At 50.2% G+C, this 25473-nt stretch carries 21 protein-coding genes; 17 read left to right on the plus strand and 4 right to left on the minus strand.

All coding sequences use genetic code 11. From position 1 onward, the window contains the following. The first annotated feature begins 36 nt into the window (after nucleotides 1-36). The 10 genes from PGL02S_RS17185 (at nucleotide 37) to PGL02S_RS17235 (ending at nucleotide 11852) form a co-directional block, all read left to right on the plus strand. The gene (locus PGL02S_RS17185) at nucleotides 37-1434 is read left to right on the plus strand and encodes a family 43 glycosylhydrolase (RefSeq protein WP_036643253.1); all 1398 of its coding nucleotides are present in this window, start codon (nucleotides 37-39) and stop codon (nucleotides 1432-1434) included. Nucleotides 1435-1685: 251 nt separating this feature from the next. Continuing rightward, a complete protein-coding gene (locus tag PGL02S_RS17190) occupies nucleotides 1686-2642 on the plus strand; it encodes an ArsR/SmtB family transcription factor (protein ID WP_006211986.1) in 957 nt (318 codons plus the stop codon). A gap of 272 nt (nucleotides 2643-2914) precedes the next feature. Next, entirely contained in the window at nucleotides 2915-3946 is a 1032-nt protein-coding gene (locus PGL02S_RS17195) for a daunorubicin resistance protein DrrA family ABC transporter ATP-binding protein (RefSeq protein ID WP_036643251.1), read from the plus strand. Beyond that, nucleotides 3943-4758, plus strand: a complete 816-nt coding sequence (gene tetB(58), locus PGL02S_RS17200) for a tetracycline efflux ABC transporter Tet(58) subunit B (protein WP_006211984.1) — start codon at nucleotides 3943-3945, stop codon at nucleotides 4756-4758. Before PGL02S_RS17195 ends, tetB(58) begins: the two co-directional genes overlap by 4 nt. A 444-nt stretch (nucleotides 4759-5202) precedes the next feature. After that, a complete protein-coding gene (gene tyrS, locus PGL02S_RS17205) occupies nucleotides 5203-6462 on the plus strand; it encodes a tyrosine--tRNA ligase (RefSeq protein WP_036643250.1) in 1260 nt (419 codons plus the stop codon). A gap of 106 nt (nucleotides 6463-6568) precedes the next feature. Next, nucleotides 6569-7681 (plus strand): NAD(P)H-dependent flavin oxidoreductase, encoded by a 1113-nt coding sequence (locus PGL02S_RS17210; protein WP_036643249.1) that lies wholly within the window; start codon nucleotides 6569-6571, stop codon nucleotides 7679-7681. An 848-nt stretch (nucleotides 7682-8529) separates the two neighbouring features. Continuing rightward, nucleotides 8530-9501: a helix-turn-helix transcriptional regulator gene (locus PGL02S_RS17220; RefSeq protein ID WP_036643247.1), complete on the plus strand. Its 972-nt coding sequence runs from the start codon at nucleotides 8530-8532 to the stop codon at nucleotides 9499-9501. Nucleotides 9502-9576: 75 nt separating this feature from the next. Then, a complete protein-coding gene (locus PGL02S_RS17225; protein ID WP_036643246.1) occupies nucleotides 9577-10188 on the plus strand; it encodes an SRPBCC family protein in 612 nt (203 codons plus the stop codon). After that, nucleotides 10185-10565, plus strand: coding sequence for a VOC family protein (locus PGL02S_RS17230; RefSeq protein WP_036643245.1), 381 nt, complete (start codon nucleotides 10185-10187; stop codon nucleotides 10563-10565). Before PGL02S_RS17225 ends, PGL02S_RS17230 begins: the two co-directional genes overlap by 4 nt. 948 nt (nucleotides 10566-11513) lie before the next feature. Then, the gene (locus PGL02S_RS17235) at nucleotides 11514-11852 is read left to right on the plus strand and encodes a hypothetical protein (RefSeq protein WP_036643243.1); all 339 of its coding nucleotides are present in this window, start codon (nucleotides 11514-11516) and stop codon (nucleotides 11850-11852) included. Here PGL02S_RS17235 and PGL02S_RS17240 read toward each other — a convergent pair whose 3' ends face one another. The 3 genes from PGL02S_RS17240 to PGL02S_RS17250 form a co-directional block, all read right to left on the minus strand. Beyond that, nucleotides 11853-12500: a hypothetical protein gene (locus tag PGL02S_RS17240; protein WP_036643241.1), complete on the minus strand. Its 648-nt coding sequence runs from the start codon at nucleotides 12498-12500 to the stop codon at nucleotides 11853-11855. It abuts the gene before it with no gap. Nucleotides 12501-12771: 271 nt separating this feature from the next. After that, a complete protein-coding gene (locus tag PGL02S_RS17245) occupies nucleotides 12772-14514 on the minus strand; it encodes a sigma-54-dependent Fis family transcriptional regulator (RefSeq protein WP_036643240.1) in 1743 nt (580 codons plus the stop codon). Nucleotides 14515-14598: 84 nt separating this feature from the next. Continuing rightward, complete coding sequence (locus PGL02S_RS17250; RefSeq protein ID WP_036643239.1) at nucleotides 14599-15519, minus strand: proline dehydrogenase family protein; 921 nt, start codon at nucleotides 15517-15519, stop codon at nucleotides 14599-14601. Nucleotides 15520-15694: 175 nt separating this feature from the next. On the opposite strand from PGL02S_RS17250, the gene pruA reads away from it, so the two are divergent. Together pruA and rpoN are read left to right on the plus strand one after the other, a co-directional pair. After that, on the plus strand, nucleotides 15695-17242 hold the full coding sequence (gene pruA / locus PGL02S_RS17255) for an L-glutamate gamma-semialdehyde dehydrogenase (RefSeq protein ID WP_036643238.1): 1548 nt from the start codon (nucleotides 15695-15697) through the stop codon (nucleotides 17240-17242). A gap of 84 nt (nucleotides 17243-17326) precedes the next feature. Next, complete coding sequence (gene rpoN / locus PGL02S_RS17260) at nucleotides 17327-18679, plus strand: RNA polymerase factor sigma-54 (RefSeq protein ID WP_036643237.1); 1353 nt, start codon at nucleotides 17327-17329, stop codon at nucleotides 18677-18679. 216 nt (nucleotides 18680-18895) lie between these two features. Here rpoN and PGL02S_RS17265 read toward each other — a convergent pair whose 3' ends face one another. Next, nucleotides 18896-20041, minus strand: coding sequence for a lyase family protein (locus PGL02S_RS17265; RefSeq protein WP_036643235.1), 1146 nt, complete (start codon nucleotides 20039-20041; stop codon nucleotides 18896-18898). 386 nt (nucleotides 20042-20427) lie between these two features. Here PGL02S_RS17265 and gap point away from each other — a divergent pair, with 386 nt between their 5' ends. The 5 genes from gap (at nucleotide 20428) to PGL02S_RS17290 (ending at nucleotide 25258) form a co-directional block, all read left to right on the plus strand. Further along, a complete protein-coding gene (gap, locus tag PGL02S_RS17270; RefSeq protein WP_036643234.1) occupies nucleotides 20428-21438 on the plus strand; it encodes a type I glyceraldehyde-3-phosphate dehydrogenase in 1011 nt (336 codons plus the stop codon). Then, nucleotides 21435-21614 carry a GapA-binding peptide SR1P gene (locus tag PGL02S_RS17275; protein ID WP_036643233.1) on the plus strand — a complete coding sequence of 60 codons (180 nt, stop codon included), beginning with the start codon at nucleotides 21435-21437 and terminating at the stop codon, nucleotides 21612-21614. Before gap ends, PGL02S_RS17275 begins: the two co-directional genes overlap by 4 nt. Before the next feature lie 51 nt (nucleotides 21615-21665). Further along, on the plus strand, nucleotides 21666-23228 hold the full coding sequence (gene pckA / locus PGL02S_RS17280; RefSeq protein WP_051449323.1) for a phosphoenolpyruvate carboxykinase (ATP): 1563 nt from the start codon (nucleotides 21666-21668) through the stop codon (nucleotides 23226-23228). Nucleotides 23229-23399: 171 nt separating this feature from the next. Then, on the plus strand, nucleotides 23400-24119 hold the full coding sequence (locus PGL02S_RS17285; protein ID WP_006211963.1) for an SDR family oxidoreductase: 720 nt from the start codon (nucleotides 23400-23402) through the stop codon (nucleotides 24117-24119). A 284-nt stretch (nucleotides 24120-24403) separates the two neighbouring features. Further along, complete coding sequence (locus PGL02S_RS17290; protein ID WP_036643232.1) at nucleotides 24404-25258, plus strand: NAD-dependent epimerase/dehydratase family protein; 855 nt, start codon at nucleotides 24404-24406, stop codon at nucleotides 25256-25258. Nucleotides 25259-25473: the final 215 nt, after the last annotated feature.

Here is a 25473-nt window from a genome sequence, read left to right on the forward strand (position 1 = left end):
ATGTTGTTACATTATCCAAAAAGGACGTGACCGGTAATGAAGGTAGACATTCGGAATAAATGGCTGCTCGCAGTGTGCGCACTTCTTATTTTTCCTATGGGGCAGGTGACCCATGCCGTCTCAAGCCAAAACAACTTCTACAACGTTGTCATGCAGGATGGAGCGGATCCTTGGGTTTATAAACATACAGACGGTTACTACTATTTTACGAAAACGACCGGCGGTGACGTTACGATCTGGAAGTCAGCCCAGCTGACGGTGATGGATGCAGCTCCCACTACGGTTGTAAACACAGGCTGCTGCGGGATATGGGCTCCCGAGCTGCATTACATCAACGGCGCTTGGTACATCTACTACGCGAAGGACGACGGGGACAATGTCAATCACCGTATGTATGTGATGGAGAATACATCGGCAGATCCGACACAGGGAACCTGGCAGTATAAAGGTCAGATTACGGACCACACCAACAAGTGGGCCATTGACGGCACGGTGCTGCAAGCAGGCGGTCAGCTGTACTTTATCTGGTCCGGCTGGGAAGGGGATACCAATGTGCGGCAGAATCTGTATATCGCACGCATGAGCAATCCGTGGACCATCAGCTCGGATCGGGTGGAGATTGCAAGGCCTACTTATCATTGGGAGACGAATCACTCCCCGCACGTAAACGAAGGTCCCCAGGTGATTATCCAAAATGGCGTCATTAGCCTGGTGTACTCGGCCAGCGGGAGCTGGACCAATGACTATTGTCTAGGATTGATCACAGCCAGCACGACCAGCGATTTGTTGAACCCGGCATCCTGGAACAAACGCAGCCAACCGATATTCAAGTCGGGTAATGGGCTGTACGGACCGGGCCACCATTCGTTCACGAAGTCGCCGGATGGCACGGAGGATTGGATGCTCTACCACGTCGCCAAATATCATAATGCCGGGTGGAATCGTGAGGTTCGAATGCAGAAATTCACATGGAATGCGGACAATACCCCGAATCTTGGTGTTCCGGCGAATCCGAATGCGCCCATAACCTTGCCTTCAGGCGAAGCCGCTCACACCCGTTACGAAGGGGAAGAGGGAGCGCTCGGCGGTGTCGCCTATGCATCCGGAAGCCCCAACGGCTCGGGAGGACTTAAGGCGGGACATATCGACACGCCGGAGAGTTATGTGGAATTTTCCGTTCATGCCGCATCGGCTGGCGAATATATTCTGCTCGCCCGGACAGCAAACGGCACAGCCGGGGGGAACTGGTCCAATTTTCTGTTAAGCGTAAATTCAGGCGTGCCTAGCAGGTTTCACATCACGAATAAAGGCTGGGAGAACTGGGGATTGTCCACGGCGCGAGTTCAGCTTAAGGCCGGCGTGAACCAGATCCGTTTTTCTAAAGGCGAAGGCTACGGAGAAATCGATTTTTTTGACATCAAGCCAGCGAATTAGCACGCTGTGCATGACAGATGGAACCGAAAAAAATAGTGGTGTTCGCTTGACCATGGATGGCTTCCGGTTCTCCCGAGAGGCCTTTTCTGGCTAAGCAAGGAGGCGTTCTCCCCTACTCCTTCGAAGAGCTAACTAACGGATAATTGATGATAGATCAATGATGTAAGCCTTTGCAAGTTTGATTGTTTTTCGTCACGTTAAGAAGTAAGATAATTGTAATGAATATGTTTAGTTTAAAGGAGAGCAGATTCGTGCTGGAACTTGGCTTTAACGACCCGGAAAGACTCGTCACGGTATCCCATGCCTTGTCAACGCGTTCACGGGTTGATATTCTAAGGCTCCTGAATTCCAAAAATTTAAATATTATCGAGATTGCCGAGAAGCTTAAACTTCCGGTCTCAACAGTAGCCAGCAACATCAAAGTACTGGAAGCTGCCGAGTTAATCAATACTGAACTGCTGCCGGCTTCCCGCGGGGCCATGAAGGTCTGCAGCCGGAATTACGACGATATTCACATTGCCCTGAACTTGAAGAATTCGGTCCCCAAGGGAGTAACGCATGTTTATGAAGTCGAGATGCCGATCGGACATTACAGCGATTGCGAGGTATCTCCCACCTGCGGAATGGCTAATGCGGACGGTTATATCATTAAGGAAGACGAGCCTGCGAGCTTTTACCATCCCAAGCATGTGAACGCCCAGATCATCTGGCTGCGCAAGGGGTATCTGGAGTATTTACTGCCGATGGATATTCCGGCCGGAGCCCGCATTGAATCGCTTGGACTGTCCATGGAAATGTGTTCCGAAGCGCCGAATTATGATCATAATTGGCCGTCCAATATTTCGGTATGGGTAAACGGCGTGGAGATTGGAATGTGGACAAGTCCAGGTGATTTCGGGGACCGCCGCGGCAAACTGAATCCGAATTGGTGGTATGATTGGGCCACGCAATACGGCTTTCTCAAAACATGGCGAGTGGACCACGAAAAGACGACCCTTGATATGGATAAAGTGTCCGATGTTACATTAGATCATCTTAGGATTAACGAGAGCCCCAAAATGCGCCTGCGTATCGGCATCAAACCCGATGCCGTAAATCAAGGCGGACTGAATTTGTTCGGCCGTCAGTTTGGCGATCATGAACAAAATATTATGATGCAGATTAAATATACGATGGATCAGGATGAGGAAGATCCGGTTGTCCCCTAGAGCAGGTTCGCTCGCTTGACGAAGACCTCACCTCATCAAAATAACAAAGAACCGTTTCTTTCGTAAATGGGCAGGACGTGCCTCCATTTAACCAAGAAACGGTTTCTTTGCTTATGTCTGACGTTTGCCTTTGCACAGCACAGCATAGCGGCGGGGAGGAACGGTTCGTGTGCGGCGCGTAAAAGAGCCCATTTTATTTTACGGTTTACATTCCGTTTAAATACGGGTGTTACGATCCCCATATCATCAATAATGGATTGGAGGAAATAGAAGTGGAGCATGTATACAGAAAGAGAATGGAACCGAACAATGGAGATCTCGCTGTTGAAGCGCATGGACTTGTCAAAACCTTTGGCAGCAATCGTGCAGTAGACGGTGTAGATTTGCAGGTGCGCGCAGGCACGATTTACGGCGTGCTTGGACCGAATGGTGCAGGCAAGACAACCACCATTCGGATGCTGGCGACCCTGCTGCGGCCGGATGCAGGGTCCGCCCGAATTTTCGGGCACGATGTGCTTGCGGAATCCCAGATCGTTCGTCAATTAATCGGGGTGACCGGCCAATACGCATCGGTTGACGAGTCGCTCAGCGCCACCGAGAATCTGATCATCTTCTCACGCTTGCTGGGACTGGGCCGTACAGAGGCACGGCGCAAGTCCGAAGAATTGCTGGAGGAATTCGGATTGACGGAGGCGGCGAAGCGGCCGCTCAAAAATTTCTCCGGCGGCATGCGCCGCAGGCTGGACCTGGCGGCAAGCCTCATTGCCCAGCCGCCGCTCATTTTTCTGGATGAACCGACAACGGGGCTGGACCCGCGCACGCGTTCACAGATGTGGGATACGATCCGCAGGCTGGTGAATACCGGATCAACTGTACTGCTCACGACGCAGTATCTGGAGGAGGCTGATCAGCTGGCTGACCGAATCGCCGTCATCGATTACGGCCGGGTGGTGGCCGAAGGTACGGGAGATGAGCTGAAAATGTCAGTGGGGACTTCGTCGCTGCATCTGACGGTCCAAAACCCGCTGGACATTGACAGGGCTCGTCATACCGTGGAACGGGTGCTGAAAGTCCATGTCAATGTGTCACCGGAAGCCGGAAAGATTACGGCGCCGATGGAGAGTGCGGACCTTGTTGCAGACCTGTTGATCGAGCTTCGCTCGGCGGGAATTGGCTTGTCCGAGATGAGTGTGCAGAAGCCGACCCTGGATGAGGTATTCCTGACGATTACCGGTCATGGCGTGAAAGAGGAGACGTCTCAAGCGTCCCGTGAATCCAATAAAACAGAGGTGACAACCGTATGAGCAGCACAATGATTAAGCCAGCTAAGGAGCGGCAGCTGAAAAACCACACAAGTCTCGGTCAGACGCTGCGAAACTCGTTGACGATGGCCTACCGGGGGCTGCTGAAGATTCGGCGCACGCCCGAGCAATTGTTCGACGTAACGCTCCAGCCTATTATTTTCACCTTGATGTTTACCTATATTTTTGGCGGTGCGATCTCTGGCGACGTATTAAGTTATTTGCCTGTCATCATTCCGGGGATCCTCGTTCAGACCGTGATTACGACCTCCGTTGTGACCGGGGTTCAACTGCGCGAGGATATGGATAAAGGGGTGTTCGACCGATTCAAGTCGCTGCCTATTGCGCGGATTGCTCCGCTTGCCGGTGCCCTGCTGGCAGATACCGTCAGGTACACCATAGCAACGGTGCTTACCTTTAGCATGGGATATGTTATGGGGTACCGTCCCGAAGGGGGCCTTGGCTACGTTGCTCTCGCGGCGCTGCTGGTAATTTTGTGTTCATGGGCAATCAGTTGGATATTTGCTTTCTTCGGTGTCATTGCGCGTACGGCCTCAAGCGTACAGGGCATATCCATGATTGTGCTGTTCCCGCTCACGTTTCTCTCCAATGCGTTCGTTCCGGTAGATACCATGCCGGGCTGGCTGCAGTGGTTTGTGAACATCAATCCGATCTCGCATCTGGTTACGGCTGTGCGGGATCTGACCAACTCCGGGATTGTCGGATGGGATCTCGCGATTTCGCTGATCGGCGCTGCCGTCATTGTAGCTATCTTTGCTCCGATTACGGTACGTGCATATATGCGCCGCACGTAAGAGCAGCAGTTGAACAACCGGACTTTCATTCAGGTTTGCCGCCTGTGTAAGACTACCTATGCGAACGCTGGTTGACATCGATTTATTATTTCACTATACTGTCTGTAATCTTATAAACGACATGCGTTGAAAGAGCCCAGTAGCAGCTTGGTCCCTGTTCTAGAAAGCCGGGGGTTGATGGAACCCGGTACACACCAAGTTGGCGAATTACACTCTGGAGTATCTCGGGTAATGCCGAGCGGAAATGGCGAACGATATCTCGCCTGATGAGCGGCATGAACGGCGCGCAGCAGCAGCTGGCGGTCCAATTGTGCAATCTGGGTGGTAACACGGTTATTAATCGTCCCTATGTCTATAACAGACAAGGGGCGATTTTTTGTTTTTTTCAACGAGGATGGACGTTTCGTAATAAGGATATTAATGAATTGAAGGGGTGTTAATGCTGTGAATATTATCGATGAACTTGAATGGCGCGATGCCATCAACCAACAGACGGATGCCGAAGGCCTCCGGGAGCTTACGAATGAAAAATCAATCTCGCTATACTGCGGCGTAGACCCAACGGGCGACAGCATGCATATCGGCCATCTGATTCCCTTTATTATGCTGAAGCGTTTCCAGCTTGCCGGTCATCGCCCGGTCATTCTGATCGGCGGCGCAACCGGCACTATCGGGGATCCAAGCGGACGTCAAACCGAGCGCTCGCTGCAAACGCTGGAGCAGGTTCAGGCCAACGTGGATGCACTGACCGGGCAAATGAAAAAGCTCTTTGTGACGGAAGGCGACAATCAAATTCGCATGGTCAACAACTACGACTGGACGCATAAGATTAGCATTATCGAATTTTTACGAGATTTCGGCAAAAACTTCAGCATCAACTCCATGCTGGCGAAGGACGTTGTGGCGAGCCGCCTCGACAGCGGCATTTCCTTCACGGAATTCACTTATCAGATTCTGCAGTCCGTGGACTACCTGCATCTGTTCCAGCATGAAGACGTGCAGCTGCAAATCGGCGGCTCGGACCAATGGGGCAACATTACAAGCGGTCTTGATCTGATCCGGAAAAAAGAAGGCTCTGAGGCGAAAGCATTCGGTCTCACGATTCCGCTGATGCTGAAAGCCGACGGCACGAAATTCGGCAAAACCGCCGGTGGCGCGATATGGCTGGATCCGAACAAAACCACGCCATTTGAGTTCTACCAGTTCTGGGCGAACACCGATGACCGTGACGTCGTGAAATACTTGAAGTACTTTACGTTCTTGAGTAAAGAGCAAATCGACGAGTTGGCCGAGAAGGTTCAGAGCGAGCCGCATAAACGCGAAGCGCAAAAAATGCTGGCAGAGGAAATGACGAAATTCGTGCACGGCGAGGAAATGCTGGAGCAAGCCAAGCGCATTACCGCAGCCCTGTTTACGGGCGATATCCAATCGCTTACGGCCGAAGAGATCGAGCAGGGCTTCAAGGAGATGCCAACATTTGAAGCGACGCAGGAGCCGAAGAATATCGTTGACTGGCTCGTGGATCTGGGCATCGAGCCTTCCAAGCGGCAAGCCCGCGAGGACATCACGAAAGGCGCAATCTCCATGAACGGCGAGCGCGTCAGCGACCTGGAACATGAGGTTACGGCTGATCAAGCGATCGGCGGGCGTTTCATCATCATCCGCAAAGGAAAGAAAAACTACAGCTTGGTGAAAATGTCCTAAACTTAAAAAAACCGCTCAACACAGATCATTGTGTTGAGCGGTTTTTTTACGATGGAAGTTGTTGTGTCTTCATAGGATAATAGCTGTAACAACGAAGGAGGGAATCATGAATATGCAGCTATACACGGAATTATGCCAACGGTTCGGAATTCGCTACCCAATCTTTCTGGCTGGAATGGCCGGAGGGCCGTCAACGGCTGAGCTGGTTGCCGCCGTATCGGATGCAGGCGGGCTTGGAACGCTGGGCGCAGCCTATATGGAGCCGGCCGCCATTCGTCAAAGCATTCAGGATATCCGCAAGCTGACGGATAAGCCCTTTGCCGTGAATCTCTTTGCTTCGGCTGCCACTAAGGCTTCGGATAACTTGGATCGAATCGGAGAAGTCCAGCACGAGCTGAACCGGATGCGGGAAACGCTGGGCATTCCTCAAGCGGGTGCGGATCAAGTGGCAGCTGCCGATTGGTTTGAGAAGCAATTCACGGTTCTGCTTGAAGAGAAGGTGCCTGTCATCAGCACTGCATTCGGCATTCTGCCTGAACCTCTCATGCGGCAGGCAAAAGCGGCAAACCTGCTGGTGGTTACGATGGTAACGACGGTAAACGAAGCGTTGATGGCGGAGCAAGCGGGCTGTGATGCCATTGTTGCCCAAGGCAGCGACGCAGGTGGACATCGAGGAACGTTTGATCTGACAGAGCACCCGATGGGTGCGAATATCGGGACATTTTCCCTGGTACCGCAAATTGTGGATCAGGTGAAGATACCGGTTATTGCTGCGGGAGGCGTTATGGATGGACGCGGGCTTGTTGCCTCGCTTGTTCTTGGAGCGCAAGGCGTCCAGATGGGGACGCGATTTTTGACGGCACTGGAATCGGGGGCGCATGAGGTTTACAAGCAGGCTCTGCTGGAGAGCACGGAAGAGAGCACAGTTATTACCCTAGCGTTCTCGGGACGGCCAGCCAGAGGAATACGCAATGCCTTTATTAAGCGTTGGGATGCCACTGGTTTAGAGCCGCTTCCGTTTCCCGTGCAGAATACGGTGACCCGCGATATTAGAAACGCCGCCAACCGCCAAAATAATCCGGACTATATGTCATTATGGGCAGGGCAAGGGACAAGAAGGCTGACCTCCGGACAGAGGGCCAAGGCTATCGTATACGAGACCATTCAGGAAGCGCTCTCCCTATGCGGGTCAAGCGAAATCACCGATCCGCATGAATGAGGATGACCGCTGCCGGGTTGTTAAGCTAGTCTAACGACAGGCCACCTGAGGACGAATCCCCGGGTGGCCTGCCAATTCTTTTTAGAATCGGTAAGTATCTCCGCCTTCACCGTTCCACGTCATCTCAACAAAGGAGGATGGACTGGCAGCAGATGAGGTTTTGGAGCCGGAAGCATATAGACCTCCAGCCACGCCGGACATGGTGTAGTCGGAATATAATGTGTTGGTGGTATAGTTCGTTCGTATAAATCATCGTACCCGCGATGTTAGAAGCAGTGACGTTCTTCAGCTCCAGCTTGTTTCCACGCCATGGAATCGCGTTGTGAATTTTCATATCATACCTCCTGCAAGAATGATTCGTCCATCGTCAACGGCAGGACCATCCAATCTCTTTCATCATCACCCTTTACGAGTTTTTGGTTTTTTAGGTGTAATCCTATCCAATCTTTTTCCAGATATCAAGGACAAGAGATACATAATATGTAAAAGGTTATAAAAACTCCAAGTGGGTTGATGAAGGGCGTATGAAGAGGAGCGTTGTCATCAAGGCGGAGCATGATAACGGCGGAGGTCGTTAGGTTTAATTACCGTAGGCAGCTTATTAGATTAGAGACAAAGAGGCCAATTCTAGCGATCTGCGTTCACATGGATAAAACGAAGTCGTGTTTAAGGAATAAGAACGAAGAACTGATCCTGTAAAAGGGTCGGCTTTTCGCTCGGCTGGCAGGGAACGAGTAGGCACATCAACAGCAGATGCAGCATGGGAGATATTTCTGAACCTTTGTTTTATTGTGATTTATAATGGAAGTGAAATGAATGAATCCTGAAGGGGAGGAGTACTGTATACGATGTCTAAGGCTGATAATATGCTGGCGATTCTATGGCTCTTGAAGGCACGAAGAAGAATGACGGCCAAACAGCTAGCGGAGGAACTTGACGTACATATTCGAACGATATACCGGAATATCGATGCCCTCTGCATTTCCGGCGTGCCGATCGTTTCCGAAATCGGACGCGATGGGGGTTACTTCATCCCTGATTCTATCAAGCTTGCGCCCCTGTTTTTTGATGCCGATGAACAGAAGGCACTGCTTCACGCCGCTGCATTCGCACGGGAAGCGGGTTATCCTTCCGAAGCTCCACTCAGTCGAGCTCTTTCCAAAATCAAGCGGCATACGAATCCGGAGCAGCTGGAGCGTCTAACGCGCCGTGAAAATAGCATCGAGGTCATCCAACCGCCTACAGCTCCCGTGCTTATGTCCATGCTTGCCGCGATTGAAGCTGGCATCGACCAGCAATGCCGTCTCCAGATCAACTATAAGACAGGGTATGATGGTACCATACATACACGTATCCTGGATCCATATGGGCTTGTCCATTGGAAGAGCAAATGGTATACGGTGGGCTATTGCCACCTGCGGGGTGAAATACGCAGCTTTCGCGTCGATCGTATGAGCGATATCCGTTGTACCGTTGACTCCTTTGTCCGTCCGGAGCCGTTCTCCGCCCGTGAGTTTTTGTTGGAGGGATTGCTGGCAGAGCAGGGTTCTGATAACAACCCGCATGGGGTCTCCGTGCACATACAAGGTGTCCCCCAAGCTATTGACGATTTATGTCAGCATTGGCTGCTCGGTCATGTACTGCAGGAGAGGACAGCAGATCATGCGGTGTTCAGGCTGGACGAGCTTACGCTATACACCCAGGTAGCCTATTATCTCCTATCATTCGGGGGGAGGATTCGAATCATGGAGCCCGAAGAATTGAAATTAGGCATGATCGACATTACGGAATCCTTGTTGAAATATTATCAATCCCAATGATAAAAGACTGACCTTCTATGTCAGTTTTTGCGTTATATAATGAATTCCATAAGGCAACGTTAGGAGGAGATTAGGGTGGCAGGCACTATTTTTAGACAAGATGTGTTACAGGCAACGGGACGCTCGTGGGAAGATTGGGTCGTCAAACTCGGGCAGGAAGTGGACCAGCTATGGTCTCATGAACAGATCCGAAATCATATCTGCGCGTTGGATCAGGTGTCAGAGGAGTGGGGGGAATGGATCACCGTCATGTACGAACAGCTCATGGGCCGGGTGCCTGTTGGCGTTTCTAAAGACGCAGGCGTGCAGATTGGCGTCAGAAAAACGATGGCCATGACGAAGGAGCAAGCCTGGGATTTCCTCACATCGCCGGAGGGCCTGGCGTTATGGATCGGGGACGTTCCTTCGATAGAGTTCCGGGTAGGGCATGAATATGAGTCGAAGGAAGGCGTGTCCGGCAAGATTACGGTGGTCATTCCCTACCATAAACTGCGTTTGACATGGAAGCGCAAGGCGTGGGACAACCCGTCCCGGCTGCAAATCTACGTACTATCTACGAATAGTGGTAAAACCACTATCGCGATTCATCAGGAAATGCTGGAAGACGTCTATATGCGAGAGGTGATGAGGCGTTACTGGGACGAGGTACTGACAACGATTCAACAACATAGGGAGGTGGCAGGATGAATCGATTCAGTCATATGGACCTGCGAGTGAATTCGTGGGAACAAGTTAGTCTGTTTTATGACAAGCTGCTGCATGAACTGGGTTTCACCATCACCTATCATTCCGAGCAATGGAACGTATTCGCGGCACAAGGGGAGCTTCCAGGTGTTCCTTATTTTGCGATAACAGAGGATCCCGAACATCAACCGAATGACAATCTGATCGGGTTCTGGGGGAAAGATCCGGCTGAAGTTGATCATATCGCAGAGGTTGTGAAGCAGTATGGGGGAACCATTAACAGCGGACCAGGGTTATTCCCGATCAGTCCGACCTATTATGCCGTTTATTTTGAAGATCCCTGCGGTAACAAGTATGAAATGGTTCATAGGTTGAATTAATTTGGCTGCGGGCAAGGGCATGAACACAAGCGCGATGATGACGGTGGTAATGGGTTAACGCTAATGCTAACGGGCAAAAACCACAGTTAACAGTAAGCTGCCAACGGCAAAGAGTAAGCAGTAGCAGTGAGCAGTCAGAAGTAAACAGTAGACAGTAAGCAGTAGCAGCGAGCAGTAGCAGTAAGCAGTAAGCGGTAACAGTAACAGTAGCAGTAAGCAGTAAGCAGTAACAGTAGCAGTAAGCAGTATGTGTAGTAGCAGTAAGCAAGTAACAGTAAGCGTGAATAGCCAATAGTAACTGTAGCAGTAACTCTAGAGTCAAAAGTAAGCATTAACAGCAAACAGTAACAACAAGCAAAAACCGTAAACAAGCCAATAGCATGAAGTAAAAGTCAACAGTACAGTAACAGTGACAGTGACGGTGACAGTAACAGTAAACAGTAGAGCTACTAAACAATAAGTAAAGGCGGGGACAAGGATGCGATAAGGCGAGCGTTGAATTCGACCGGCATGGTCAAGGTGCTGGAGCAATGAACGCGACGAAGACAGCGGTGAACGACTAACAATCACGCCCAACCGCTAACGCACAGACCAAAGACTACAGAACACAGAAACCTTTGCTAACTGTCACTCGTCAACCCCAACCGCTAAATGCCAACCGCCAAATGGCAAATGCGAGAGCTGCCCAGTAAATGTGAGGACAGAGGTTCCGCTATTTCGTCCCATGTAGTTGTATATGGTCAGTTTGAGGACACCAGATCCGTTATTACTTAAAAAATGGCGATATTTAGTGATGTTTTAAGCAAATAACGGATCCTGAGTCCGGAAATTCTCAAAAACAGGTCAGTTTTCTCATAATAACGGATTCTGTGTCCAGTTTAGTATAGGCTCATCCAGAGTCGTGAGGCAACGCAGGTGCAATGCGAAACGAGAAGCCGCACAAGAGGCATGAAAGAAGCGCTGCTGACGAGGAGCGAAGTCCTCGACATGCCAGAAGTGCTTGAAGCAGCAAGCGCCCTCAATGCCCTCAATGAAGGAAATGCCGCAATGCCCAAAATGCCAGAAATCCTTAAAGCCCCCGAAAAAATGCCCGAAGTACCCGGAATGCTCGAAACGCTCGAAATTCTCGGATTGTCCGAACCCTCGAGATCCCCCAGATACCAGAGGTTCATGGTGGTTTCGATTACTAGGATTACTGGGAGCAACACACACCCTGCCTGGCAACCAACCAACGGGTGGCGCTACTGGATGTGGCTGCCCGCAAAGTACTGCTGCATAACCCCTTAATCATAAACGGAGTTTATAGGTGCGAGCTCGTCGTTCCCCGCTTGCAACGTCTAGTATTTGGAGCTCGACCAGCCTATGCAACAGGCGCCTTGTGTGTCTGTCGCTGACCCTAAGGTGATCGGCGAGTTCCAGTGGGGTGATTGGACGCAGAAGCCTTCGCGCAAACCGGACAGCTTCCGCCTCAAGCCAAGTCAAGGTGGCAGGGACATCTGATGCAATAAATCGACCGACAAAAGACAATACGAGCTGCTGACATTGTTTTGGCTCGTCGACGATGGAGGGGTAGGCAATCGGAAGAAAGGTCCAGCCATCCAAGGCCAATAAGCAGTGACGGCGGCACAAATCCTTGAACCTTCTGACGTCAAGATCGCGGGCATGCGGACCATATCCTTGGATTTCGATTCCTCCTCTCGCGCCGCCAGGCATATAAGCCAAGTCCAAATATCGATAACCATTGCTGAAATCACGGACTTCCCACTCTGGATACAAATCATTGAAATTACCGATCGCCGGAAACCATATCGAGCGCAGGAATTCGATTGTTCCATGACCTAATCCTTTATGAAGGATTTCGAGTCTGCGCGGATTTTTTTCATTTAGGGTATTTGTTTGCATCCAAAGCTCATATTGCTTATCAAAACGTGACATGTATCGGTTTACCCCCTTTGTGTTGTTTAATAAAAACAAACATTAAAAAGCCGCCCCATACCCATGCAGCCCGATCACTTCATTCGGGATACATCGTATGGAAGCGGCGTGTTCTTCACGTCCTCAGTATAGGTCTAGTATAACTCGCGGTTTTTGGGTTTAGCAACGGGTTCAGGTTAAGATTCTCAAACCATGAACTTCTCTGCAAAGGTTCTAATCTTTTATACAGTGTGATGGAAGAGTGTCCAATTAATTAGAATTCGGTGCATCATCAAAGATTCAGCCGTTTCAGCTTGTTATACAATGTAGCTCTTGAAATGCCAAGTTGTTTAGCCATGCTCAGCTTGTTACCGTTAACGGCTGCTAATGCCTGGGATAACAATTTCCGTTCGTAATCGTCGAGCGCGGCTTGAAACGCCTCTCCGGTGATGGGGGGAGTGTTCATATTGTTGGAATCATGGGCTGGGACGGGCAGCTGTTTGTCGCCAGAGTAAATGTTGTCAGGCAAATATTCGCGCCGGATCTCACCATCGGTGGAGAATATCACCAGTCGCTCTATGGTGTTGCGCAATTCTCTGATATTGCCCGGCCAGTCGTACCGCAGCAGATCTTCTAACACATCGGGAGCAATAGACTGGATGTGCCGGCCGTAAATAAGCGAGAATTCATGTAAAAAGGATTGCGTCAATTCGTAAATATCTTCTTTGCGTTCACGCAAGGAAGGAATCTCGATAGACACTACGTTCAGTCGATAGTACAGGTCCTCACGAAAGCTGCCTTCGGCAATCATCTGTTCCAGATTACGGTTGGTTGCTGCGATGATACGGCAGTCGGTCCGCTTCAGCTGTGTGCCGCCAACGGGAAAATAACTGCGCTCTTGCAGCACACGAAGCAGCTTGACCTGCATTTCCAGCGGCATTTCCCCGATTTCATCGAGGAACAATGTACCGCCGCTCGCGAGTTCTATTTTTCCTTTCTTGCCTTTGGGATCCGCTCCCGAGAACGCTCCCCGCTCATAGCCAAACAACTCACTCTCGAACAAGGCAGCCGGAATGGCTCCGCAGTTGATGGCAATATACGGAGCGCTGCTCCCTTCACGGGAATCGTGGATGGCTTTGGCGAAGAGCTCTTTCCCGGTGCCGCTTTTTCCTTGAATGAGAACCGTCGCTTTGGTTGTACTGATCTTACGGATGGTATCGATGCTATTCTTGATGGTTCGGCTAGTTCCTTTGATATGCTGGAAAGGGTCGCTGGAAGGGCTGAGCATGGCGACTTCCTTCTGTAAATGATGGACTTTGGTTGTCATCTGGAGCAGTTCCTGATGGAGTCTCATTTGTGTAGTCAGATCGGATTCTGCCGCTACAGCGCCAATGATCTGATCATCTAAGGTGATGGGGTTGGAATTAATGAGGACAAACATATCCTGGCGAGGCCGATGCTGCATTTTATGCGCCGATTCTCCGGTTTTGAGCGTTCGGAGCGACTGCAAACGGTCCGCTTGGAAAAAATCCGAAGCAGGCTTCCCGATAATCTCGTCCCTGCGAATGGAGAAGATGTGCTCCGCGCCGGATGTCCAGACAGCCACATGGCCTTCCTCGTTGATGAGTGTAATTGCGACATCGGGATTAAGCGTTTCCAAAGTGGTGGAGAAATAGGCCTCCAGATGGCGAAACGCTTGCAGCGCAGCTTCGATCACATCGCTTGATGAGATGTAGCCAACGGGTGTGCCGTCACGTTCCACAATCGCCAGAGGGGCCGCTCGGAATGCTTGCGCAATACTTTGTATAGACTCATCTATATTTACAGCAGCAACATCCATTACACAGGGCTGATCAAGAATTTTGGCATCGGCTTCGAATTGTAGCAAACCATAACGGCCCTGACCGTCCTCCAAAAAGACAGGAACTCCGGCCGCCTCGTGTTGACCGTTCTCAAGCTCTGACAGGCTGGACAGATGAATCATGCTGTAATCCGTACGGATAAGGCATTCCAGACTAGGCAAAACATGTTTCATTCCGGTGCCCCCTATATATGAATACATTTTATCTTGTTTGTATTAATAGGGCCATTATACCCAGCCTGATTTTCAGTGTAAATATTATTTGAACATATTGCTGAGAACCATCCACAGATTGGCCGGTTTCTCGGCCAGTCGCCGGGTGTAGTAGGGGTACCACATCGTGCCATAAGGCATATAACAGCGGATGCGGTAGCCCTCTTTGGCTAATTCCGCCTGATCCGTCATCCGCAAACCGTAGAGCATTTGGAACTCAAACGCATCGGCGGTGATGCCATTTTCCTTGGCGTAGGCTTTGACCCAATTTATGATTCTATCATCATGTGAGGCAATCGCTGTATATACGCCTCTGTCCAAATGCATCCGGATGATCCGTTTGTAATTGTCGATGACCTCATTCATTTGCTGATAGGCAATCGATGCCGGTTCATTATAGGCTCCCTTTACAAGCCGAAGATTGACTTTAGCATCAATTAATTGATTAACATCTTCCACTGTGCGATGCAGATATGCCTGGATGACGGTGCCGACATTGTTCAGACCCTCTGCATGCAGCCGGAGCACAATATCAATCGTGGCTTGGGTAAAAGGAGAATCTTCCATATCAATTCGGATGAAATTGTTGTGTTGTTTAGCTTGGCGTACGATCGAGCGGATGTTATCGTAACAGACTTGCGGGTTGAGGGCCAATCCCATCTGCGTCGGCTTCAGCGATACATTGGAGCTCACTTTCCGCTCAGCGATGCCCTCCACAAGCCTGATATATTCTTCCCGGTAGGCTGCAGCTTCGTTTAGGTGCGATATACCTTCTCCCAAGTGATCCAGCGTCACCATGATTCCCTTGCCATTCAGGTGCTCAATTTCGTCCAGTGCCTCAGCGAGTGTGTCGCCTGCAATAAATTTACCTGCCAATTTCCGGCCGTATTTAATGGCAAGTTTCTCGACCAAACGGTTGCCGGATACCGACAACAGTGTTTTGCGATAAAGTTCAATGCGATCCAAAGGTTACTCCTCCTTACAAGAGCTTGATTAGTGTAATAAAAATACGGAATCGACATATTCTTAAGCAAAAAATGTGCCAAATATCATGGAGTTTGAACTTGGCACGATAATTGCTTGTAATCTTTGAATGAGAAAGCGATATCTAAAACAAATGGTGAGAGGATGGTTGTTCGATATGAGAACCGAGTTTAAGAATGAGGCATTTGTGAATTTTAAGGAAGAAAGAAACCACGAATTATATGAGCAGGCGCTAAAAAAAGCAGAGGCTGAACTAGGCAAAGAGTACCCGCTCATCATTGGCGGCGAGAGAATTACAACGGACCGTACAGCCTTTTCCATAAATCCGGCCAATCATTCGCAGGTGATTGGCATTGTCTCGCAAGCGGATGCCCAGCTTGCAGAGAAAGCGATCCAAGTCGCGGCAGCGACATTCGAGACATGGAAGCGCACCGATCCGAATGAACGCGCAAGATATCTGTACCGGGCAGCGGCCATTCTGCGCCGGCGCAAGCATGAATTCTCGGCCATCATGACCTTCGAGGCCGGAAAGACCAGAGTAGAGGCTGATGTGGAAACGGCGGAAGCCATTGATTTCCTGGAATTTTATGCACGGGAGATGCAGCGGCTCAGTCTGCCTCAGCCGTTAACGGCAAGTGCCGAGGAAGAGAATGAGCTGTATTATATCCCGCTTGGAGTTGGTGTCGTCATTCCGCCTTGGAATTTTCCGCTGGCCATTATGGCGGGTATGACTACAGCAGCTCTCGTTACCGGCAATACCGTTGTCCTAAAGCCGGCAAGCACTACGCCGGTGATTGCAGCGAAATTTATGGCCTTGCTGGAAGAGGTGGGTCTTCCACCCGGTGTTGTCAATTACCTCCCGGGTCCCGGCGGTGAAGTAGGGGACTACCTGGTCGACCATCCGCTTACAAGATTCATCAGCTTTACTGGTTCCCGGGATGTCGGTCTCCGAATTAATGAACGAGCTGCCAAGGCTAATCCGGGACAAAAATGGATCAAGCGGGTCGTGGCCGAGATGGGCGGCAAAGATGCCATCGTTGTGGATTCCGAAGCTGATCTGGATCTGGCAGCGGATATGATAACAATGTCCGCATTCGGGTTCTCCGGGCAAAAGTGCTCTGCTTGTTCACGCGCCATCATCCATGAAGACGTATACGACACGGTACTGGAACGGGTAGTGGAGCGTGCGAGTCAGTTGAAGATGACAAACCCGGCACATGCAGATGCCAATCTGGGGCCGATTATAGATGAGAAAGCATATAATAAAATACTGGAATATATTGAAATTGGCAAGCAGGAAGGGCGTTTGGTGCTCGGCGGCAGTACGGGTGACTCGAACGGCTATTTTATCGAGCCTACCATCTTCGCAGATGTGGCTGCGGATGCCCGAATTTCACAGGAAGAGATCTTTGGACCAGTCGTAGCGTTCACAAAAGCGGCGTCGTTTGACGAAGCCATACAAATTGCAAACGGAACCGATTATGGTTTAACAGGGGCTGTTATCTCGCGCAATGGCGCTAACCTGGAGAAAGCCAGACGTGAGTACCACGTCGGGAATTTATATTTCAACCGCAAGTGCACAGGGGCTTTGGTTGGAACTCATCCGTTCGGCGGATTCAATATGTCGGGTACGGATTCCAAGGCAGGGGGCCGGGATTATCTGCTGCTGTTTACTCAAGGCAAGCTGGTTTCCGACCGGTTTTAATGAGACTTTCTGTAACATTCAACTTTCAATATTCAATGTTCATTGCAAACCAAATTAAGTATAGTAGAGGAAAAAGATCGTAGGATGCAGTTTGAGCTGACCCTGGAGGAAGGGGGAGATGAGTTGTTAAACTATTCATTGGTGCAGGATCAACGTACGACTCTGACTGTAACACCTGAATTGAAGCAGTCGATTCATATTTTGTCATTGTCAGGTTATGAGCTTTTGCAATATTTGCAGGAACAGGCGATGGAGAACCCGGTCCTTGAGATTGAAGCTGGACGTGATGGGTATCTATATCGCAAGAAACGCGGAGCAAGCAGCGGCAGCATTGCGTATGAACAAGATCCGTTGTGGAATGTGAAGTCGGCGCAAGAATCCATGGAGACAAGGCTGCAGAATCAGCTCCGTCTCCTCTCCCTTCCAACCGATGTGTACCGGGTTGCTGCCTTTTTGGCGGGGAATCTTAATGATGACGGGTATCTGGATGCGGAGTTGTCAGACCTCGGAGGAGTGTTGAAGGTTTCTGATGATCTTCTGGAGGTAGCGCTTCATCAGCTGCAATCTCTGGAGCCAGCAGGAATAGGCTCCAGGAGTTTGCAGGAATGCCTGCTGCTGCAAATCGCGCGGGACCCGGAACCTGTTCCGTATGCGGAAGAAATCGTGGATAGGTATTTACCGCAGCTGGCCGATGGAAGTTTCGATCAGATCGGCCTTTCTTTACGAATCAGCAAGGAGCAGGTGAGCAGGGCTTCACAGTATATCCGCAGCCTGAATCCGCGTCCGGGGTTATCGATAAGCATTCCAGAACGACATTATATTGTTCCTGATGCTGTAGTCCGCTGTGTAGGGGATGGTTGGACGGTTACAATGCACCCGTATGCCCACCCCAGGCTTTCCGTGAATAAGGAATGCCGGGAGTGGATCAAAATCAGGCAAACGGCCGAAGCGGACTCCTATTTAAACCATTGCTTTAATTCGGCGCGTTGGATTGAACGCTGTATCGAGATGCGGAAGCTGACCCTGATGAGGGTAGTAACGGCGATGATGGAGGAACAACAGGAATTTCTGGCGAGAGGTGTGAGAGGTCTTCGGCCGATGAATTTGCTTACCATCTCCAGCATGTTGGATATGCATGAATCCACAGTCAGCCGGGCAATTCACGACAAGTTCGTGCTTACTCCGCAAGGAGTGTTTCCTTTGAAATTTTTTTTCGCACCAAGCATAGCCACAGCGGACGGAAGCGGGGCATCCTCGCGCAGTGTAAAGCTGAGGATCAGGGAACTTGTCGATGCCGAGAACAAGAGCAAGCCGCACTCCGATCAGACCATCGTTGAGCTATTATTTGCAGAAGGAATACAGTTATCGCGCAGAACGGTGACCAAGTACCGTGAAGAATTGAAAATCTTATCCTCAACCTATCGGAGGCGGAGATGATAAAGGGTGTTTAGCCTGTTGGCCCCGAGCCTTTGGAACAGAACTGAAGGGGCTCCCGAAAGGGATGCTGGGCAATGGAGCACGATTTTCTTCCGTGGTTCTAGTCTCTGTGGAACACTGCGCTATGATTCATCTTAAAAAAAAGCGGCGCAGGGAGTATTCCTGCGCCGCTATTTCATTTCAATTGCCCCTGTAGTTACCCCTATCAGGGGATATTTAGCGGAAGACTGGGCTGGAAGAATTCGAGTTTCCCCTGGCACCCAGCGTGAAGGATTGGATTCCGTTGATAAGCAAGCTCAAGGACTCCATCACATTGTAGATGATAATGGGCGGGATAGCGTTTCGATCCGGCATGCCGATTTCGGCTGCGAGGCTGATGCTGTGGTCGAGTCCCATGACCTGAAAGGCAGATTGGCTTAGGGATACGGCCTTTTCGTGTACGATGCCGTTGGTCGGATGGATATCGATCTGCTCCAACGAAGCACCGAGGCGAATGTCGCTGCATAACTTGGACAGGTCAACAGCCAGGCCTTTTAGTGCGGAAGAGAGCTCAACAACAACATGATAAGATGGTTCCCCGCTCTTGGAAGCAAACAGCTCGATTTGGGTTAGCTCCTGTAAATGGGAGGTGGCTCTCTCGTTAAATCCGGAATGATGATCAGGCTGTCTGCCCATGGCTGCCGAATTCAAGCAGATGGTATTCATCTGCGAGACGGCTTTGTCCAGTCGTGTCATATCGCTTTGAATGCACTGGCGATAATCCTCGAATTGGCGGCTGAGCCATAGCGGAGCACCGGAATGATACATAGAAATTTCTGGCGTTTGGAGTTGGTCGAGGGGTTCCTTTTTGTACAATAATTCGGTTATCAATTCCTGCAAGGACTTGATTAAATCCTGTGTGAGCCGATAAGCTGCGATCTGAAGAGAAGCCGACATGACCCCATTTGACGTCTGACCTAAATTCGCGTGCAGCTCAGGATTGACAACGCCATAGTTTCCTTTATCTTCAAGCAGGAATTCCAGGACGCGGTTGGCCAGTACTTCATTCATATTGGTGTTCAGAATATCCCCGGATGCGGTTTGCGAACAATCGGCGATGAAGTGCTTCGAATGTTTACCCCTCAATATCTCTTCTGCTGCCTGTACAATGAGGTTGCCGATTCGTTGAGGCAGCGCACCGATTTCCAGATTTGCTTTTGCAGCCGCGATTTTAACATTAGCCATGGCTGCGATAAACGCTTGGTGAACGGGCGTTCCGGCAGTCGGATAAACTTCGGCGGCTCGCAGTGTTTGAATCCCATAGTAAGCATAGGCTGGTACCTCTACAGCCCCTAATTCGTCTCGTTCGATTCTTATCATCATGATCATGATCCCTCCGCAAGTTTGGTGATAACCTTGACTTGAACTTATGAAGATTAAACAAGCAATTTCTGTACCAACAATCACGGATGTAATTAAAAAAATTAACTTAAGTCCGGTTAGGTGATGGAATCGTATAACGAAAGCGGATTGCTCGGATCTTGTGTGTGCTCATTGAGGACAAACGGTGTACTTATGGGGCGATTTGGCAGCACCAGGCAGTAACCGCCTCTTTGTGAATACAGAGGGTGGTTTTTGTATTATTTTAATATGACGTCATAAATAATAATTTTACAACAAATATGCTATTATATATTGCGCATTATTTATTTATATTGTACATTAATTGCGTAAGAAGGATATATAAAGCGCATAATCGGAGGGATGAAATGAATCCGGGAATCGGTATAAGCGGAATGGGGAGAATCGGCAGGTTATTGATCAGGAAGCTGATGGCTGAGCATTCAACTCAACTGAAGGCGATTAACAGCATGCATCCCATTGAGACCATCGCCCATTTGTTGAAATACGATTCGGTTCATGGGACGTGGGATGCTGCGATATGGGGAAAGGACGATGCCCTTATCATTAATGGGCACTCCATACAGGTGATATATGAGCCTGATCCATCGCGCATACCATGGCAAGCCCTTGGCGTGGAGATCGTCATTGATGCGACTGGAAAGTTCAACAACCGTGAGAGCGCAGAGCAGCATAAGGCGGGAGGCGCATCAACGGTGATCATCTCCGCGCCGGGAGACCGAATGGATCTGACGGTTGTCATGGGGGTCAACGACCATCAGTATCATCCCCGGAAGCACACTCTGCTGTCGGCGGCATCCTGTACAACGAACTGCTTGTCTCCCGTATTGTTTATTTTGGATCAGGCGTACGGCGTGGAGCGGGGATGGATGACCACCATACATTCCTTCACCTCGGACCAGAGGCATCTCGATAATCCCCACAAGGATTTGCGAAGGGCCAGGGGCTGTACGCAATCCATTGTTCCGACTTCGACAGGTGTTGGCAAATCGCTGATCGATGTGCTTCCCCATCTGTCCGGCTGCGTTGAGGGAAGCTCCATCCGCGTTCCAACGCAGGACGTATCCCTGATTGATCTGACCCTGCGGGTCTCAAAAGAGATGACAACGGAGGATGTACAGGGCGTGCTGCGCGAAGCGGCAAGAGGTGCTTTTTCGGCATATGTGGATTATACGGAGGAACCGCTTGTATCTGCCGATTTTATAGGAAACGACAAGTCAGCGGTCATAGATGGCTTAACGGTAAGCGCATCTGATGGATTTATTAAATTAATGGCTTGGTATGACAATGAGTGGGGATATGCAAGCAGAGTTATAGACTTAACCCATCTGGTACAAGAGAGGATGAGTGAAGCATGAACGATTCCGTTAAACAAATGAATATGGGTGTCATCTTATGCAGACATTGCAACGCTCAAGTCGATACAGTGGATACGGATCGGATTGCCACCTTCTATGGTGTATGCGATCAACCGGAGTGCCGGGAGCTGCACAGCCGTTTGGATATACCGGGAGTTGTCATGGACGAAGAATAACGATATGAAGAGGCTGAAATGGGAGGAATTACGGTGAACGCAAATCGTAAAATGAACATACGGATGGCCAGCCTGCATGTGGAGACATCTCGAAGAAACCTGCCGGTTGTCAAACTTGTGGAGGCAGCTCTTTCTCAAGGAGAGGGGAAGCTTAGCTCCGCAGGCGCTCTGCAAGTTTTGACTGGAAAGTATACTGGACGTTCACCGAAGGATAAATTTATTGTTAGAGAAAGCGAAACGGAAGACCATATTGCTTGGGGCGGAGTCAACCAGGCACTGACTCCGGAACAATTCGATTCGCTATATGAGAAGATGATGAATTACATGGAGTATCGCAGGTTATTCGTTTTTGACGGATATGCCGGGGCAGACCCCGATTATCGATTGCCGATTCGAATCGTTAACGAGCACGCATGGCAGAGCCTGTTTGTCCGCCAATTATTCATACGGCCCTCGGCGGCAGAATTACAGTCCCACGAACCCGAATTTACTGTTTTGGCGATGCCTGGTTTGAAAGCGGATCCCTTTACGGATGGTACGAATTCCGAGACCTTCATTGCGATATCCTTCGCAAGAAGGACGGTGCTCATCGGGGGAACCCACTATGCAGGTGAGATGAAGAAATCCATCTTCAGTGTGCTGAACTATCTGCTGCCATTCCGCGGCGTCATACCGATGCACTGCTCGGCCAATATCGGGGAGGCGGGAGACACGGCTTTGTTCTTCGGGTTATCGGGGACAGGCAAAACGACGTTGTCCGCTGATCCGAACCGCAGATTGATCGGAGATGACGAGCATGGCTGGTCCGACAAAGGCGTATTTAATTTTGAAGGCGGATGTTATGCCAAATGCATTGGGCTGACGCAGACGAATGAGCCCCAGATCTGGAATGCGATTCGATTCGGCTCTGTTCTGGAGAACGTGTCCATTGATGCTGTATCAGGCGAAGCCGATTACAACGATAAGGCATTGACGGAGAATACGCGGGCGGCGTATCCGATTGATTATATCCAAGGCGCGGTGATACCGGGAGTGGCCGGTCATCCCAAGGTCATTATCTTTTTAACCGCAGATGCCTCCGGTGTGCTTCCTCCCGTATCGAAGCTTACGAAGGAGCAGGCCATGTATCATTTCTTGTCGGGATACACCTCCAAGCTGGCAGGTACGGAGCGCGGCGTCACGGAGCCTGAAGCCACGTTCTCGGCATGTTTTGGCGCCCCGTTCCTCCCCCTTCAGCCGAATGTGTATGCAGAAATGCTCGGGAACAACATCACGAAGCACGATACCCGCGTCTATCTCGTCAACACAGGGTGGAGCGGCGGTCCGTACGGGATCGGCCAACGGATGAACCTGTCATACACAAGAGCTATGATTACAGCTATTATAAATGGAAGTATCGAGAACACCTCGTTCATTCCCCAGCCAGTGTTTGGCGTATGGATTCCAGCCGCTATTTCCGGAGTCCCGGATGAGCTGCTAGACCCGAGGAACGTATGGGTAGATAAGGACGCGTATGACCGTGGAGCGAGAGAGCTTGGGAGGTTATTTGCTCAAAATTTCGAGAAATTTCGTGACATACCAGACGCTATCAAGCTAGCTGGACCGCGGCTATAGCGCCGGTCCGGCAAGTTAAACCCGGAAAACGTCACCACATGAAGTGGTGCGTTTTTTGGTTATGTGGAACATGCTGCAGACCGCCCATTTCGATCTGCGCGACAAGTCCATGTATAATGAGGTAGGTACAAGAGCAAGCCAAATTCATTATTTTATCAAGGAGACCTAAGAATGAAGAATTATATTATATTTGGTGCAAGCAAAGGGCTGGGAGACGCCTTTGTCAAAGGCCTTCCCCAAGCGGGAGATCGGGTTTGGGTGGTATCCCGAAGCAGACCGGGCAGTTTGGATATGGAGGATGGGGTCCAGCGAAAATGGGTCCAAGCCGATCTCTCACAGCCGAAGGCCGTTCAAGAAGTGGCAAATTCCTTACAGCATGAGAAACTGGATGTGTTGATATATAACGTTGGGATATGGGAAAAAGAAGGTTTCGAGGATCACTATAATTTTGATGAGGATGACCCTGCGGAGATTGCTAACATCATACATGTGAATATCACCTCTACGATAACCTGCATGCAAGCGCTACTGCCGAATCTGCGTAAATCCGAAGCAGGCAAAATCATTATGATTGGCTCCACTGCCGGCTTGGATCATACGAACAATGCCCAAGTCTCTTTTGTGGCATCCAAATTCAGTTTGCGCGGCATTACCCATGCTCTGCGGGAGCATGTCCGCAAAGACGGGATAGCGGTTACTTGCATTAATCCGGGCGAGCTTGCAGCCGAGATCCCCTATGAAGATGGGGCGGAGAAGGCCATATCCGAATACGGGGGCACCCGAATCCCGGTTCAAGATATCGTCTCGCTTGTCCGGTGCGTAGTCGGTTTATCGAAGGCGGCATGTGTCAAAGAAATTAATGTGCCGGCGATAACGGATTTAAACGCATAGAATGATTGTAAGGGATTTTCCAGAATAATTTTACATGCTACATATTTGAAGCACGCCGAATAGGCGTGTTTTTTCATGTGAAAAGCGATACCGCGAGCGGTCTATTCGATTGTTGAGGGAACCGTCTTCATCGAAAGAATTGGCATTGGTATAGTCCGTTCCATGGAAAGTGGCACTTAATAGGTCTATCCCTATCATGCTAAGATGGAAACTACCCCTACACTGAAGTTCGGTCTGACAACGTTGGGTTCATTCCTATTTGTATTCGATTGGAGGTCGTTAAGTTGAACATATTTGTAGCCGGCTCCACAGGAGTCATTGGGCAATTACTGCTTCCCAAGCTCGTTCAGGCAGGTCACGAGGTTGTAGGAATGACACACAACCCTCAGCGTAAGAAGTTCATTGAATCCTGGGGAGCCAGGGGCGTTGTCGCAGATGCCTTTGATCGGGAAGGGATGATAGCTGTAATCGAGGACATACGCCCGGATGTGGTCATTCATCAGCTCACTTCATTAAGCGAATGGAACCTCGAGGATAATGCGAGGATTCGCATGGAGGGAACACGCCATTTGGTGGAAGCTGCTCAGGCTGCAGGCGTTAAGCGAATGATTGCTCAAAGCATTTCGTGGGCCTATGAGCCCGGGGATTACCCCGCCAACGAAGAGGTATCCCTGGACATTCATGCACCTGCGCCGCGCAAGACTACGATCGACGGCATCGTTTCGTTGGAACATGCTGTCGCACAACTGCCAAATCACGTCATTCTACGATATGGCATGCTGTATGGCCCTAACACATGGTACGATGCCAAGGGGAGTGTTGCGGAAAAGGTAGTGCATCGAGCGCTCCCGTCAACGGATGGGGTTACGTCATTTCTTCATGTTGAGGATGCGGCGAATGCTGCTCTGCTGGCGCTGGATTGGCCAATAGGTCCGGTAAACATTGTTGATGACGAGCCTGCGGCTGGAACGTTGTGGCTGCCGGTGTATGCGGATGCGCTGCAAGCACCTACTCCTGAATATCAAGCGGGGAGCCATCGTGGCGAACGTGGTGCTTCGAATGCCAAAGCTCGGAAGGAGTACGGCTGGGAGCCGCTCTATCCAACGTGGCGATCAGGTTTTGCGCATGCGCTGGGGTGAGAACGTAGCGCCTCTCGTGCTGGCGTTACGCATATCGACATAGCCAAGGTAACATGGGGTGTTCTGAGAAGAAGTGAGGTACCATGGAATGCTCAGAACGAGATCAACAAGGCACCGTGGGGTGTTCTGAACGAGACCAAACCAGATCTAACGGACAGCACAGCCGTTATTCCTGTTAAAAAGGCTGTAATTCAAATGTAACGGACACCATAAGC

The sequence above is a fragment of the Paenibacillus glucanolyticus NBRC 15330 genome, assembly GCF_004000885.1.
Lineage (GTDB): Bacteria > Bacillota > Bacilli > Paenibacillales > Paenibacillaceae > Paenibacillus_AQ > Paenibacillus_AQ glucanolyticus.

What these genes read in the sequence shown, in the direction of transcription:
- PGL02S_RS17185 (WP_036643253.1), top strand. Translation starts at nt 37, where the DNA reads ATGAAGGTAGACATTCGGAATAAATGGCTGCTCGCAGTGTGCGCACTT.
- PGL02S_RS17210 (WP_036643249.1), top strand. Translation starts at nt 6,569, where the DNA reads ATGAATATGCAGCTATACACGGAATTATGCCAACGGTTCGGAATTCGC.
- PGL02S_RS17220 (WP_036643247.1), top strand. Translation starts at nt 8,530, where the DNA reads ATGTCTAAGGCTGATAATATGCTGGCGATTCTATGGCTCTTGAAGGCA.
- PGL02S_RS17230 (WP_036643245.1), top strand. Translation starts at nt 10,185, where the DNA reads ATGAATCGATTCAGTCATATGGACCTGCGAGTGAATTCGTGGGAACAA.
- PGL02S_RS17235 (WP_036643243.1), top strand. Translation starts at nt 11,514, where the DNA reads ATGAAAGAAGCGCTGCTGACGAGGAGCGAAGTCCTCGACATGCCAGAA.
- PGL02S_RS17240 (WP_036643241.1), bottom strand. Translation starts at nt 12,500, where the DNA reads ATGTCACGTTTTGATAAGCAATATGAGCTTTGGATGCAAACAAATACC.
- PGL02S_RS17245 (WP_036643240.1), bottom strand. Translation starts at nt 14,514, where the DNA reads ATGAAACATGTTTTGCCTAGTCTGGAATGCCTTATCCGTACGGATTAC.
- pruA (WP_036643238.1), top strand. Translation starts at nt 15,695, where the DNA reads ATGAGAACCGAGTTTAAGAATGAGGCATTTGTGAATTTTAAGGAAGAA.
- rpoN (WP_036643237.1), top strand. Translation starts at nt 17,327, where the DNA reads ATGCAGTTTGAGCTGACCCTGGAGGAAGGGGGAGATGAGTTGTTAAAC.
- PGL02S_RS17265 (WP_036643235.1), bottom strand. Translation starts at nt 20,041, where the DNA reads ATGATGATAAGAATCGAACGAGACGAATTAGGGGCTGTAGAGGTACCA.
- gap (WP_036643234.1), top strand. Translation starts at nt 20,428, where the DNA reads ATGAATCCGGGAATCGGTATAAGCGGAATGGGGAGAATCGGCAGGTTA.
- PGL02S_RS17275 (WP_036643233.1), top strand. Translation starts at nt 21,435, where the DNA reads ATGAACGATTCCGTTAAACAAATGAATATGGGTGTCATCTTATGCAGA.
- pckA (WP_051449323.1), top strand. Translation starts at nt 21,666, where the DNA reads ATGAACATACGGATGGCCAGCCTGCATGTGGAGACATCTCGAAGAAAC.
- PGL02S_RS17285 (WP_006211963.1), top strand. Translation starts at nt 23,400, where the DNA reads ATGAAGAATTATATTATATTTGGTGCAAGCAAAGGGCTGGGAGACGCC.